Genomic DNA, 13,334 nt, shown 5'->3' with positions numbered 1-13,334 from the left:
GATCGTCGTGCATGGCGTCTGCGCGTCATTCGGTCTGGCCGACGGCTGCCTTGCCGTTGAGGACCGCGCGCGCGGCGCGCCGGCGCATCAGCCAGTAGGCCGCCGGGACGACGAACAGCGACAGCAGCGGCGCGCTCACCATGCCGCCGATCATCGGGGCGGCGATGCGGCTCATCACCTCGCTGCCGGTGCCGCTGCCAACCATGATCGGCAGCAGGCCGGCGACGATCACCGCCACGGTCATGGCTTTTGGCCGCACGCGCTGCACCGCGCCTTCGCGGATGGCGTCCTGCAGGCCCGCTTCGCCGGCCTGCCCGGCGGCCTGCTGCGCGGTCCAGGCGTTCTTCAGATACAGCAGCATGATGACGCCGAATTCGGCGGCGACGCCGGCCAGCGCGATGAAACCGACCCCGGTCGCGATCGACAGGTTATAGCCCATCGCGTAGAGGAACCACACGCCGCCGGTCAGCGCGAACGGCAGGGTGGCCATGATGAGCAGCGCCTCGTCGAAGCGGCGGAAGGTTAGATAGAGCAGTACGAAGATGATCGCCAGGGTGGCCGGCACCACGGCTTTCAGCCGCGCGTTGGCGCGCTGCATGAATTCGAACTGGCCGGCGTAGGCGATGCTCATGCCGGGTTCGAGCTTGACCCCGGCGGCCACGGCCTGCTGCAGATCGGCCACGGTGGACGCAAGATCGCGCCCGCGCACATCGACATAGACCCAGCCCGACAGCCGCGCATTCTCGCTTTTCAGCATCGGCGGCCCCTCGCTGAGCCTGACCGTGGCCACCATGCCGAGGGTGATCTGGCTGCCGCCGGGAGTGAGGATGGGCAGCGCGGTGAGCTTTTCCGGGGTGTCGCGCCATTCGCGCGGATAGCGCACGTTGATCGGGTAGCGCGCCAGCCCCTCGACGGTCTCGCCGATGTTTTCGCCGCCGATCAGGCTCGCCACCACCGATTGCACGTCGGCGACGTTGAGGCCGTAGCGCGCGGCGGCGGCGCGGTCGATGTCGACGTAGCGTCCGCCGGTGAGGCGCTCGGCGAGCGCGGACGACACCCCGGGCACCGTTCTGGCGATGCGTTCGACCTGCTGCGCGACGCGGTCGATGTCGGCCAGTCTGGCGCTGGCGATTTTCACCCCGATCGGGCTCTTGATGCCGGTGGCGAGCATGTCGATGCGGTTGCGGATGAGCGGCACCCAGATGTTGGCCAGCACCGGCACCAGCGTCGAACAGGCGGTTTTCATCGTAGAGCGCGGCGATGTGCCGCAGTTGCGCCTCGGCGGCATGGCGCTGGATCCACGTCTGCGCGGTTTGCCGCAGCACGCTCTGGCGCACCACCTGCATCCCGGCCTCGGCCAGTCCGACCCGCCCCCGCGCCACGTCGGTTCGCGCGCTGAATTCGTTGGCATACAAGTCATTCATCGGCGCCACCATCGTGGCCTGCCCCAAGCGCTCATAGCCGAATAACTGCCGCACGCACGACCAGTTCTTTTGGTTCTTTTGCTCGATATGAGCATTATCGTTCGAGTGATAAAGCCGTGAGCGCGTGAATTTGACGGGCTGTGACGGGTTCTGGAAATACCGCAGCAGATGCCAGTTGAGGAATTCAGAGCCGTTGTCACAATCGAATCCCCTGATCTGGAAAGGCAAGGCTTGCTGGATCGCCTTGATTTGCGTCATCCCCCCCGCTGAATCCTTGTTCCAGGTCGCCCGGCACTCCGTCCCGCCGGTGCAGAGGTCGGCCATGGTCAGGCTTCACACGAAATCTCCCGCCAGGCTGTCGCCGTAATGCGCCACTGTGTCGGCCTCGATGAAGCCGGGCTGGGTCACATTCCATATACCGGTCTGGATGGAAATGTGCTTCTTCAGCAAGGTGCCAGGCTTGGTGCCGGACAAGCCTCGCCGTCCCGGCTGAGCACGAACCGGCTTGAGCAAACGGTCGATAGTTGCCGCCGAGATGGCGTCCAGCAAGGCACGTGTTTCAGCGGACAGCGGCTCGAAGCCCGTCTCGTAGTGCCGCAGCCATAACGGCAGCGCCGCCTTGAGGCGTTTGCTGCATAACTGGTCTGAGGCCCCCCAGATCGTGCGCAGGGCTTCAACCAGCTCGGTGAGGTCGGGCCGGGCTTGGGTATGGCCGATTTGCTGCGGCAGCCTGCGATGCGCAGCACGCGCAGCGCATATTTGCGGATAGCCGCAGACTGCGCAAAACTCGTCCAGAAAGATTGTCTTGCCGGTTTTCCGGGCACGCCGGTAGCGTGTCTGTATCGCTTCCAGATAAGCGCGTCGCTCTTGTGTGCCCATGGCAGATTACTTTTGGTCTTTCGGTAACCTTTAACTTGAGGCAACGATTCCTTCAAATGACTACGTTCGGAAACTTTTATCTTGAGGCAATTCGCTAAGGAAGCACTGATTAATTCGATATGGCCGTTATTGCGAGCGCAGCGAAGCAATCCAGCGTATCGATTAAGCGGGAATTTCTGGATTGCCGCGTCGCTGCGCGCCTCGCAATGAACAAATTAATCAGCGGTTCCCTAGTATCGGCATTGACCTTCCCTCCGGAACTTGGTACATAATCGTTGCCTTGGTTAAGGATTCGGTGCTTCTTGAACTTAAAGCTGGACCGTTTGATGCCAGGGTAGCCAAAGAGCCAGCGTCTTGGGCACCCGACGAGGGATCGGCTGATGCTTGCCCTTCTCTGTCCGCGCGCTGTTTCAGTCATAATTCATCCCCGAGAAATATCTCTCTGCCCGCGCCCGCCGCGCCCGGGGTTGGCGATGGCGGCGATTAACCGCACCCTTTATCTTCAATGGCTTCGTGGTTTGTTATCCTGGCCTTCGCGAAGGTAATGGGTTTTTATGGTGTATTCAGATTAATCTGGATTATTGCTGATGTTGATTTACTCACTTGATAGGAGAAATACGATGGCGACATACAAGGAATTGAAGGCCCAGGCGGAAGCATTGTTGCAACAGGCCGAGACAGCGCGTCGCGCTGAAATCGCCGCGGTGGTGGCGGATATTCAGGCGAGGATGAAGGAATTTGGGATCACCCTGGCAGACCTGAAGGGCGGGACGAAAAAGGCCAAGGCACGTGGGGCGGTGGCGGCCAAGTACCGCAATCCGGCCACCGGCGAGTCATGGTCGGGCCGCGGTCGTGCGCCCAGGTGGCTGGCGGATGCGTTGGCCAAGGGGCGGACGAAGGATGAGTTTTTGATTGGGTGAGGGGGCAGAGAGCGGATATCTGAGGGAGGGTCGCCCCCGGCCCGATGCCGTGGTGTTTGCACCCGAAAATCGCGGCGATGGCGCCGGTGCGTGAGTGTAGACATATTATGCGCTGCCCATTCCCTCTACTTGCCCATGCGTACAGTTGCTGTAATCGGAGGCGGTCCTGCAGGTCTGATGGCTGCCGAGGTGCTGGCGCAGGGCGGTGTTCAGGTTGATCTTTATGACGCCATGTCGTCGCCGGGACGCAAGTTCCTGCTCGCCGGCGTGGGCGGCATGAACATCACCCATTCCGAGCCGTTCGATATTTTTCTGTCGCGCTACGGCGCGCGCACTGCTGCAATCAAGCCGCTGCTCGAAGCCTTCCCCCCTGATGCGCTGCGGGCGTGGATTCACGGGCTGGGGGTCGAGACTTTCACCGGCTCGTCGGGGCGGGTATTTCCCAGGGAGATGAAGGCGGCGCCGCTGCTGCGCGCGTGGCTGCATCGGCTGCGCGAAGCCGGGGTGCGATTTCATGTGCGGCATCGCTGGCTGGGGTGGGACGCAGCGGGTGCGCTGCGCTTTACCGCGCCGGGGGGTGAATTGGCGGTGAAAGTCGACGCCGCGGTGCTGTCGCTCGGCGGCGGCAGCTGGGCGAAGCTGGGGTCGGACGGCGCGTGGGTGCCGCTGCTGGCGCAGCGCGGGATCGGGGTCGCGCCCTTGCTGCCGTCGAACTGCGGCTTCGACGTAGCGGGCGGCTGGAGCGAGCATCTGAAGAGCCGCTTTGCCGGGCAGCCGCTGAAAACCGTGGCGCTGCGCTTCACCGATGCCACCGGAAATTTGCACGCGCGCCGTGGCGAGTTGATGCTGTCCGACAGCGGCATCGAGGGCAGCCTGGTGTATGCCCTGTCGGCGCTGCTGCGCGACACCATTGCGGCGCTGGGGGCGGTGACGCTGCAACTCGACCTGGCGCCCGACAAGACACTGGAGCGGGTCATTGCCGAGGTCGTCCATCCGCGCGGTGCTCGCTCGCTGTCCAGCCACCTGCAAAGCCGCGCCGGAATCAGGGGCGTGAAAATGGCGCTGCTGCGCGAAATCCTGTCGCCCGATCGATTGAACGATCCGCTGAAGCTCGCCAACGCGATAAAATCGCTGCCGCTCACGCTTGTCGCCCCGCGCCCGCTCGACGAGGCGATCAGCAGCGCCGGCGGTGTGCGCTTCGAGGCGCTGGACGAAAACCTGATGCTGCGCGACCTGCCCGGCGTGTTCTGCGCCGGCGAAATGCTCGACTGGGAAGCGCCCACCGGCGGTTATCTGCTGACGGCCAGCTTCGCCAGCGGGCGCGCCGCGGGGCGGGGCGCATTGAATTACCTGAACACCAATGAATGACGGTCTTCCGTCATTGCGACCGCGAGCGAAGCGCGGCGGGAAGCAATCCAGAATCATGCTGTATCGACAGGCGCTGGATCGCGATGGCTCTGCGAACCCCGCAATGACGAAGCGTCTTAAATATCAAATATGCTGCGACTGACTGAACTCAAACTCCCGCTCGACCATCCGCCCGAGGCCCTGCGCGCGGCGATCCTGCAGCGTCTGGAACTGGCCGACGACGACCTCGTCGGCTTCAGTATTTTCAAGCGCAGCTACGATGCACGCAAAAAACATGCGCTGCTGATGGTCTATGCGGTCGACGTCGAGGTCAGGAACGAGGCGGCGCTGCTGAAGAAATTCCGCGACGACCGCCACCTTGCGCCGACGCCGGACATGGCCTACCGGTTCGTCGGCCGCGCGCCGGAGAACCTGGTGGAACGTCCGCTCGTGGTCGGCTTCGGCCCCTGTGGCATCTTCGCCGCGCTAGTGCTGGCGCAGATGGGCTTCAAACCCATCGTGCTGGAGCGTGGCAAGGCGGTGCGCGAACGCACGCAGGATACCTGGGGGCTGTGGCGCAAGAATGTACTGAATCCGGAATCCAACGTGCAGTTCGGCGAGGGCGGGGCGGGTACGTTTTCCGACGGCAAGCTCTACAGTCAGATCAAGGACCCAAAGTATCTGGGCCGCAAGGTGCTGACCGAATTCGTCAAGGCAGGCGCGCCGGAGGAGATTTTGTACGTGTCGAAACCGCATATCGGCACCTTTCGCCTGATCGGAATGGTCGAGGCGATGCGCCACGAGATCGAGTCGCTGGGCGGCGAGATCCGCTTCCAGCAGCGCGTTACCGACGTGCTGATCGAGGACGGGCCTGATGGCAAACGGATCGGCGGGGTGATACTGGCCAGCGGTGAAACATTGAAGAGCCGGCACGTCATCTTCGCGCTCGGGCACAGCGCGCGCGACACTTTCGAGATGCTGCACGCGCGCGGCGTGTATATGGAAGCGAAACCGTTTTCCGTCGGCTTCCGCATCGAGCATCCGCAGTCGCTGATCGACAAGGCAAGGCTGGGGCCGAACGCCGGCAACCCGCAGTTGGGCGCGGCGGACTACAAGCTGGTGCACCATGCGAAGAACGGCCGCACGGTCTACAGCTTCTGCATGTGTCCCGGCGGCACGGTGGTGGCGGCCGCCTCCGAGCCGGGGTGCGTGGTGACCAACGGCATGAGCCAGTATTCGCGCAACGAGCGCAACGCCAACGCCGGCATCGTGGTAGGCGTCACGCCCGAGGATTTTCCCGGAGACGATCCGCTCGCCGGCATCGCGCTGCAACGCCGGCTGGAAGCGCACGCGTTCGAACTCGGCGGCGGCAATTACGATGCGCCGGCTCAACTGGTCGGCGATTTTATCGAGGGCAAGCCGTCCACCCGGCTCGGCAGCGTCGAACCCTCGTACCAGCCCGGCGTGCATCTCACCGACCTCGCGTCCTGCCTGCCGGACTACGCGATCGAGGCGATCCGCGAGGCGCTGCCCGCGTTCGACCGGCAGATCAAGGGCTTCGCGATGAAGGATGCAGTGTTGACCGGCGTCGAGACGCGCACCTCGTCGCCGCTGCGCATCGCCCGCGACGACGATTGCCAGAGCGTGAACGTCAAGGGCCTGTATCCGGCGGGCGAGGGTGCGGGCTACGCAGGCGGGATTCTGTCGGCGGGGGTGGACGGCATCCGGGTGGCCGAGGCGGTGGCGAAGCAGATGCTGGCGGCAGATGTGAACGGAGAGCGGGGTTCGTAGGAGGATCTACTCCTTGCGGGTGCTCCACAGGTGGATGCAAGGCCAGCGCGCCAAGCGCCACCCACCCGGCGACCGATCTACTCCTTGCGGGTGCTCCACAGGTGGATGCAAGCCCGTGCTGTCGCAACCCCCGTAGGAGCGGGCTTGCCCGATAACATGTCGTCGCGAACCGCGGCCTACCGCCAGCAAGCCCGCCTCTACAGGTGGGGTGTGTGGGAGGGTCGCCCCCGGCCCGAAATTGGACTCCTCCGAATCCATCAAGATTTCATTTGCTTCGAATCCAATAGTTCGATTATCATTGAAACATGGAAACGAAAGCTGCCGTCACCGCCCTTGCTGCTCTTGCCCAGGATTCCCGTCTGGCGGTTTTCCGTGCGCTGGTCCAGGCCGGTCCGGCCGGTCTGGCGGCGGGGAGAATCAGCGAACTCACCGGCATTCCGCCGTCTTCGCTGTCCTTCCACCTGAAAGAGCTGTCTCACGCCGGCCTGGCTTCGTCGCAGCAGGCGGGGCGTTTTGTCATTTACCGTGCGGAGTTCGAGGCGATGAATAACCTGCTCGCCTTCCTCACCGAAAACTGCTGCGGCGGCAATCCCTGCTCGCCGGTCTGTTCGCCGGCCTGTTCTCCCTCGAAGGCGTCAGCATGAAACGCCTGGAAGCTCCCGCACGCTCGACAGCGTTCCCATATTCGGGGTGCATCGTAAAAAAGTTCTCCCCTTTATCCGTTCACGCTTATTCAAGGATCCATCGTGGCTGAAAAAACCTACACCGTGCTGGTGCTGTGCACCGGCAATTCCTGTCGCTCGCAGATGGCCGAGGTGCTGTTGAATCATGATCTCGCCGGCCGGGTACGCGCGCTGTCCGCCGGCACCCGGCCGCAGCCGAAGGTGGCCGACGGCGCGATCGCGGCGCTGAAGGAGGCAGGCCTGAATACCGACGGCCTGCACCCGAAAGACATCGACGCGGTGATGAACGAGGACATCGATCTGGTGGTGACGGTATGCGACAACGCGAAGGAGGCCTGCCCGATCTTCCCGCGCCCGATCCCGGCCATCCACCTGCCGTTCCACGACCCGCACGGCGAGCCGCTGGAGCGCTTCATCGCGGTGCGCGACGATATCCGCACCCGCCTGGTGGCCGCTGTGAAGCAGGCTTTGCAACTGGCATGAACCCGATTGTCCATTGGGCATGCGAGGTGTTCAGTAGGGTGCGCCATGCGCACCGATCCATGCTCTCCATGGTGCGCACGGCGCACCCTACAAGCTTTAAATCGGCGAATGGATCATCCGTGATGAATGTCTCGACCGGGAGTGCGCTATGCGCGCGCCGAATTTAATGGAACGCGCCCGATGAGCGTGCAGTGCGAAGTCACCGCCAGGCGCGCCGCCGGCGTGCAGTTGAGCGTGTTCGAGCGCTGGCTCACCTTGTGGGTGGCGCTGTGCATCGTCGTCGGCGTGCTGTTGGGCCAGCTGTTTCCGGCACCGTTCCACGCGCTGGGGCGGATGGAAGTCGCGCAGGTGAACATTCCGGTCGGCCTGCTGATCTGGGTGATGATCATCCCCATGCTGATGAAGATCGACTTTTCCGCGCTGCACCAGGTGAAGTCGCACTGGAAGGGAATCGGCGTCACCCTGTTCGTCAACTGGGCGGTGAAGCCGTTTTCGATGGCGCTGCTGGCGTGGCTCTTCATCCGTCACTGGTTCGCGCCCTACCTGCCGGCGGAGCAGCTCGACAGCTACGTCGCCGGCCTTATCCTGCTGGCCGCTGCACCCTGCACCGCGATGGTGTTCGTGTGGAGCCGGCTGACCGGCGGCGATCCCTATTTCACGCTCACCCAGGTGGCGCTCAACGATGCCATCATGGTTTTCGCCTTCGCGCCCATCGTTGGCCTGCTGCTCGGGCTGTCGGCGATCGTGGTGCCGTGGGACACGCTGTTCACCTCGGTGGTGCTGTACATCGTCATCCCGATAATCCTGGCGCAGGTCTGGCGCACGCTGCTGCTGAAACGCGGGCAGGCGGCGTTCGATGCGGCGATGGCGCGGCTCGGCCACGCCTCCATCCTGGCACTGCTCGTCACCCTGGTGCTGCTGTTCGCCTTCCAGGGCGAGGCGATCGTCGCGCAGCCGCTGATCATTGCGCTATTGGCCGTGCCGATCCTGATCCAGGTGTTCTTCAACTCGGGTCTCGCCTACTGGCTCAACCGCAAGGTGGGCGAGACACACAGCGTGGCCGGCCCGTCGGCGCTGATCGGCGCGTCCAACTTTTTCGAGCTGGCGGTGGCGGCGGCGATCGCGCTGTTCGGCTTCCAGTCGGGCGCGGCGCTCGCCACCGTGGTCGGCGTGCTGATCGAGGTGCCGGTGATGCTGGGGGTGGTGAAGATCGTCAACCGCAGCAAGGGCTGGTACGAGAAGGGCGCGTTGCCCGCGCACAATTGAAATTGAAATCTGGATAACTTGGAGAATATCGATGTTGAATCTGTTTCGTGCCGTTCTTGTCTGGCTGGCGGTCCTGTCCGCGCCGGCATTCGCCGACCGCGCTTTCATGGTGGATGCCGACTGGCTTGCCGCCGAGATGAGAAATCCCAAACTGGTGGTGCTGGAAGTGCGCTATCACCCGCATCGCTATCACACGGTCGGGCATATCCCCGGCGCAGTCCAGGTGCAGCGCTTCAAGGATCTGGGCGACAACAACGGGCGTTCCATCATGCTGTTTCCGGACAGGGACACGTTTCAGGCGACGCTGCGCAAATGGGGGATAAACAATGACTCCACCATCGTTCTGTATGACGATTCGCGCTCGGCGCTGACCGCCCGCGTGGCCTATCTGCTGGCGCTTTACGGGTTCGACATGAGCCGGGTCAAGATTCTCGACGGCGGCACGCAGGAATGGATGGGCTTCAACGAACTGACTCGCGAAGTGCCGCAGGTCAAACACGGGAAGGTCACGCTCAAGCCCGCCGATGCCAGCATGTTTGTCGAGTGGCCGCAGGTCTACGAGGATGTGCTGTCGCGGCGCGATCCGAACGTGGTGCTGGTCGATGCGCGCCCTGCGGACATGTACACGGGCAAGGTCGTCCGCCATGCGGTGCAGGGCGGCCATATTCCCGGCGCGCTCAATGTGGTGAGCCTGGACGCCACCGACGGCAACAGCCAGAAGTGGTTCGGCGAGGAAGAATTGGCCGCATTCTACAAGGACGTGCCCAAGGACAAGACCGTGTACGTGTATTGCCACGACGGTTTCCGCATGAGCCTCGGCTGGCTGCAGATGAAATCGCTGGGCTACAAGGACGTGCGCGTGCTGGACGGCGGCTGGGGCGTCTGGGACCGCGCCTTCACCCTGCCGGTGGTGCAGGGGGACGCGCCGTATGACGATGAGTTTGCGCTGTAAGTCGCGCCATCGCCGGAGCGGATCGAATGTTTGACGCATTGGGCAATCTGGTCGCCTACCAATGGCTGGGCCTGCAGGACACGCCGCTGGGCGCGGCGCTGCACTTCTTCGTCATGGATGTGGCGAAGATCCTGGTGCTGCTGACCTCGGTGATCTACCTGATGGGCTGGCTGCGCGCGCTGCTCACTCCGGAGCGGGTGCGGGCGATGATGCGCGGCCGCTCCGGACCCGGCGCACGCCTGCTGGCGGTGGGTCTGGGCGCGGTGACGCCGTTCTGCTCGTGCTCGTCGATTCCGCTGTTCATCGGCTTCGTCGAGGCCGGCATCCCGCTCGGCGTGACGCTGTCGTTTTTGATCGCCAGCCCGATGGTCAACCAGGTCGCGGTGGTGGTGCTGGCCGGCGTCATCGGCTGGCAGATGACGCTGATCTATGTAGCGACCGGCCTCACCGTCGCCTTCGTCGGCGGCTACGTGCTGCAGGCCTTCAAACTGGAACGCTGGGTCGAGGACTACGTCTGGAAGATTCACATGGGCGAGGCGGCGCTGCAGGAGGAACGGGACACTGGCCTGCGCGCCCGCCATGACTACGCCTGGAACGAGGTGCGGCAGATCGTCGGCCGCATCTGGAAATACGTGATCGTCGGTGTCGGCATCGGCGCCTTCATCCACGGCTATGTGCCGGCGGATTTCGTGGCGAAAATCGCCGGCGACGGCAGCGTGCTGTCGGTAGTCGTCGCGGTGCTGGCTGGCGTGCCGATGTATTCCGACGCGGTCGGCATCATCCCGGTGGCGGAGGCGCTGCTCGGCAAGGGCGTGCCGCTCGGCACCGTGCTGGCCTTCATGATGGCGGTGATCGCGCTGTCGCTGCCGGAGATGCTGATCTTGCGCAAGGTCGTCAAATGGCCGCTGCTCGGCATCTTCGCCGCTTATCTCGCCGCCGCCTTCGTCCTGGTCGGCATCCTGTTCAACGCCTTGAGGAGTGTCATCGCATGAGTACCGAACTGCATCCGTCCATCGTCGCCCTGGTTTCGCTGGCGGCCAACATTGCCGCCAACCATCCCAAACAGGGCTTGTGCCAGGTCGACCGGCTGAAGGGCTACGGCGTGTCCCGCGAGCAGATCGACGCGGTGATCGAAATCGCCCGGCATATTCGCGACGAGGCCGCGCAAAGCCTCGATACCAGCTTCGACGAAGCCTACGCCGCCAGCGCCAAACCCGCCGACCCGTTTGCCAAGATCGCCGTGGTGGAGTCGGACGCGGCCTGCTGCACCCCGACGCCCTCCGGCAAATCCTGCTGCTGAAGCCCGATATTTTTAGGAGAGACCGATCATGACCATCCACGAACACGACCAGATCCGCCAGCAGGTGCGCGCCGCCTACGGCGCGGTGGCGCGCGCCGAATCCGGCGGCTGCTGCGCGCCGAGCACCGGGTGTTGTGCACCGTCGGACCAGGACGTCGCCGAACTACTGTCGCGCGGCATCGGCTACAGCGCCGAGGAGACGGCCGCAGTGCCGCAAGGCGCCAACCTCGGCCTCGGCTGCGGCAACCCGCAGGCCATTGCCGCGCTGAAGTCGGGTGAAACCGTGCTCGACCTCGGTAGCGGCGCCGGCTTCGACGCCTTCCTGGCCGCGCGCCAGGTAGGCGCGGGTGGCGCTGTCATCGGCGTCGACATGACCTCCGACATGGTTTCCAAGGCCCGCGCCAACGCGGTCAAGGGCGGCTACGCCAACGTGGACTTCCGCCTCGGCGAGATCGAGCATCTGCCACTGGCCGACGCCACGGTCGACGCCATCATCTCCAACTGCGTCATCAACCTGTCGCCGGACAAGGCGCAGGTGTTCCGCGAGACCTGGCGGGTGCTGAAACCCGGCGGCCGTCTCGCCATTTCCGACATCGTCACCACCTCCCCGTTGCCGGCGGCCATGCAGCAGGAAGTTGCGCTCTACACTGGTTGTGTGGCCGGCGCGGCCAGCGTCGATGCGCTCACGGCCATGCTCGCGGCGGCGGGCTTCGCCGACATCCGCATTGCCCCCAAGGACGCCAGCCGCGAGTTCATCCGCCACTGGGCGCCCGGCCGCGGGGTCGAGGATTTCATCGCCTCGGCCAGCATCGAGGCCATCAAGCCGAAAAATTCAATGGAGAACGCAGGATGAAGAACATCAAAGTACTCGGCAGCGGCTGTGCCAACTGCAAGACCACGTTGAAGCTGATCGAAGAGGTTGCGCAGGCGCGCGGCGTGACGGTCGATCTGGAAAAGGTCGACGACATGGCGGCTATCCTCGGCTACGGCGTCATGTCCACGCCCGGCGTGGTGATCGACGGCAAGGTGGTGCACGCCGGCGGCGTGCCGGATCGCAAGAAAGTGGAAAGCTGGCTCTGACCTGCCATTTATTTGCGGAGGCTCCCGCAGAGCCCGCGGGGTGTGTGGGAGGCCGCCCCCGGCCCGAATGCGCGGTGTTCCGCCCCGCCCGAAAATCGCGGCGAGGACGCCCCGCCATGTAACGGCGGCGGGCGTTTTGTGGGAGCGGGTTTACCCGCGATCAGGGGGGCCATCGGGGCTAAAGCCCCTCCCACAGGGGCCGCGCCGAATGCGGCACCTGAGCAATACCCGGGATGCTCGCGCGTGGGCTATGAATAATAGTGTTACGCGTTTTCCCAGGAACCCATCATGCCCAGCATCCGCTGTATCGTTGCCGCCACCGATTTTTCCGAATTTTCGGAACGTGCCGTGCGCCGCGCCGCGCGCATTGCCCAACAGCATAATGCCCAGCTGCATCTACTGCATGTAGTGCGCCCGCTCGATCTCTACCCCAGCCTGACGCAGACTCCGGACGAATTCGGCCATAGCGACCAGGAGTTGCAGCAAGCGGAGCAGACCCGGGTGGAGGCCATGGCGACGGCACTGTCCGGTCAGTTCGGGATTCGCGTCCTCCCCGTCACCCGCATCGGCCGGGCGCATACCGAAATCGCCGGCTACGCGCAGGAGGTGGCGGCCGACCTGGTGGCGGCCGGGGCGCGCGGCGAGAGCACGCTGAAGGATTTGTTCCTCGGGTCCACCGCGTCGCGTTTACTGAGGGTGGCCGAGTGCCCGGTGCTCATCGTCAAGAAACCGGTAGATGAACCCTACCGCAAGGTGCTGGCGGCGATGGACTTCTCGCCGGTGTCGGCGGCGGTGCTGGGCCATGCTTTCGACCTCGCCGACGGCGCGCGGGTGGAAACGCTGCACGTGCTGGGCAGCGAGGTCGAACAGCGTTTGCGCAAGGCGAAGTTCGTCCGGCTGGACCTCACCGACTGGCTCACGCGCCAGCGCGCGGATGCCGAGGAGCAGCTTGATGCCCTGCTGGCGCCGGTCGAAAAGGGCGCGGCAGCCAGGCGTCTGGTCCAGCCGGGATTTCCCCCCGCAGTCATCTGCCAGTGCATCGAAGACGGCCAGGTCGATCTGGTCGTTCTGGGACGGCACGGCTATGGCGGCGGCTTGCAGGACTGGCTGCTGGGCAGCGTAAGCAAGGACGTGGCCTTTGCCGCGACGTGCGACGTGCTGCTGATCGGAATGGGCGGGCGGTAGCGGGATTTCGGCGCCCTGCGCGCC

Annotated in this window: 15 protein-coding genes; 13 read left to right on the top strand and 2 right to left on the bottom strand. The window is 64.4% G+C overall.

What is annotated here, in order from left to right; all coding sequences use genetic code 11:
• Window positions 1-25: 25 nt before the first annotated feature.
• Complete coding sequence (locus ACZ41T_RS03145; protein ID WP_464923029.1) at window positions 26-1,216, bottom strand: efflux RND transporter permease subunit; 1,191 nt, start codon at window positions 1,214-1,216, stop codon at window positions 26-28.
• Between ACZ41T_RS03145 and ACZ41T_RS03140 the strand changes: the two genes are divergently transcribed.
• A complete protein-coding gene (locus ACZ41T_RS03140; RefSeq protein WP_464923028.1) occupies window positions 1,188-1,469 on the top strand; it encodes a hypothetical protein in 282 nt (93 codons plus the stop codon). The two genes, ACZ41T_RS03145 and ACZ41T_RS03140, sit on opposite strands and share 29 nt — an antisense overlap.
• A gap of 288 nt (window positions 1,470-1,757) precedes the next feature.
• Here the strand turns inward: ACZ41T_RS03140 and ACZ41T_RS03135 are convergent, their stop codons facing one another.
• Window positions 1,758-2,303 (bottom strand): hypothetical protein, encoded by a 546-nt coding sequence (locus ACZ41T_RS03135; RefSeq protein WP_464923027.1) that lies wholly within the window; start codon window positions 2,301-2,303, stop codon window positions 1,758-1,760.
• Window positions 2,304-2,890: 587 nt separating this feature from the next.
• Here ACZ41T_RS03135 and ACZ41T_RS03130 point away from each other — a divergent pair.
• The 12 genes from ACZ41T_RS03130 (at window position 2,891) to ACZ41T_RS03075 (ending at window position 13,310) form a co-directional block, all read left to right on the top strand.
• The gene (locus tag ACZ41T_RS03130; protein ID WP_464923026.1) at window positions 2,891-3,223 is read left to right on the top strand and encodes an H-NS histone family protein; all 333 of its coding nucleotides are present in this window, start codon (window positions 2,891-2,893) and stop codon (window positions 3,221-3,223) included.
• Window positions 3,224-3,358: 135 nt separating this feature from the next.
• Window positions 3,359-4,591: a TIGR03862 family flavoprotein gene (locus ACZ41T_RS03125; protein ID WP_464923025.1), complete on the top strand. Its 1,233-nt coding sequence runs from the start codon at window positions 3,359-3,361 to the stop codon at window positions 4,589-4,591.
• Window positions 4,592-4,720: 129 nt separating this feature from the next.
• Window positions 4,721-6,361, top strand: coding sequence for an NAD(P)/FAD-dependent oxidoreductase (locus ACZ41T_RS03120; protein ID WP_464923024.1), 1,641 nt, complete (start codon window positions 4,721-4,723; stop codon window positions 6,359-6,361).
• Between the two features lie 305 nt (window positions 6,362-6,666).
• Entirely contained in the window at window positions 6,667-7,005 is a 339-nt protein-coding gene (locus tag ACZ41T_RS03115) for an ArsR/SmtB family transcription factor (protein ID WP_464923023.1), read from the top strand.
• Between the two features lie 102 nt (window positions 7,006-7,107).
• Entirely contained in the window at window positions 7,108-7,527 is a 420-nt protein-coding gene (locus ACZ41T_RS03110) for an arsenate reductase ArsC (protein WP_464923022.1), read from the top strand.
• Between the two features lie 180 nt (window positions 7,528-7,707).
• A complete protein-coding gene (gene arsB / locus ACZ41T_RS03105; RefSeq protein ID WP_464924016.1) occupies window positions 7,708-8,793 on the top strand; it encodes an ACR3 family arsenite efflux transporter in 1,086 nt (361 codons plus the stop codon).
• Window positions 8,794-8,824: 31 nt separating this feature from the next.
• Window positions 8,825-9,745, top strand: coding sequence for a sulfurtransferase (locus ACZ41T_RS03100; RefSeq protein WP_464923021.1), 921 nt, complete (start codon window positions 8,825-8,827; stop codon window positions 9,743-9,745).
• Window positions 9,746-9,771: 26 nt separating this feature from the next.
• Window positions 9,772-10,737, top strand: a complete 966-nt coding sequence (locus ACZ41T_RS03095) for a permease (RefSeq protein ID WP_464923020.1) — start codon at window positions 9,772-9,774, stop codon at window positions 10,735-10,737.
• The gene (locus tag ACZ41T_RS03090) at window positions 10,734-11,045 is read left to right on the top strand and encodes a hypothetical protein (RefSeq protein WP_464923019.1); all 312 of its coding nucleotides are present in this window, start codon (window positions 10,734-10,736) and stop codon (window positions 11,043-11,045) included. The genes ACZ41T_RS03095 and ACZ41T_RS03090 overlap by 4 nt, the downstream gene beginning before the upstream one ends.
• A 28-nt stretch (window positions 11,046-11,073) precedes the next feature.
• Window positions 11,074-11,898 (top strand): arsenite methyltransferase, encoded by an 825-nt coding sequence (locus ACZ41T_RS03085; protein ID WP_464923018.1) that lies wholly within the window; start codon window positions 11,074-11,076, stop codon window positions 11,896-11,898.
• Window positions 11,895-12,125: a thioredoxin family protein gene (locus ACZ41T_RS03080; protein WP_464923017.1), complete on the top strand. Its 231-nt coding sequence runs from the start codon at window positions 11,895-11,897 to the stop codon at window positions 12,123-12,125. Before ACZ41T_RS03085 ends, ACZ41T_RS03080 begins: the two co-directional genes overlap by 4 nt.
• Before the next feature lie 288 nt (window positions 12,126-12,413).
• On the top strand, window positions 12,414-13,310 hold the full coding sequence (locus ACZ41T_RS03075; protein ID WP_464923016.1) for a universal stress protein: 897 nt from the start codon (window positions 12,414-12,416) through the stop codon (window positions 13,308-13,310).
• Window positions 13,311-13,334 lie beyond the last annotated feature (24 nt).

The organism is Thiobacillus thiophilus, from assembly GCF_055378705.1.
This window is presented reverse-complemented; position numbering and strand designations above follow the sequence as displayed.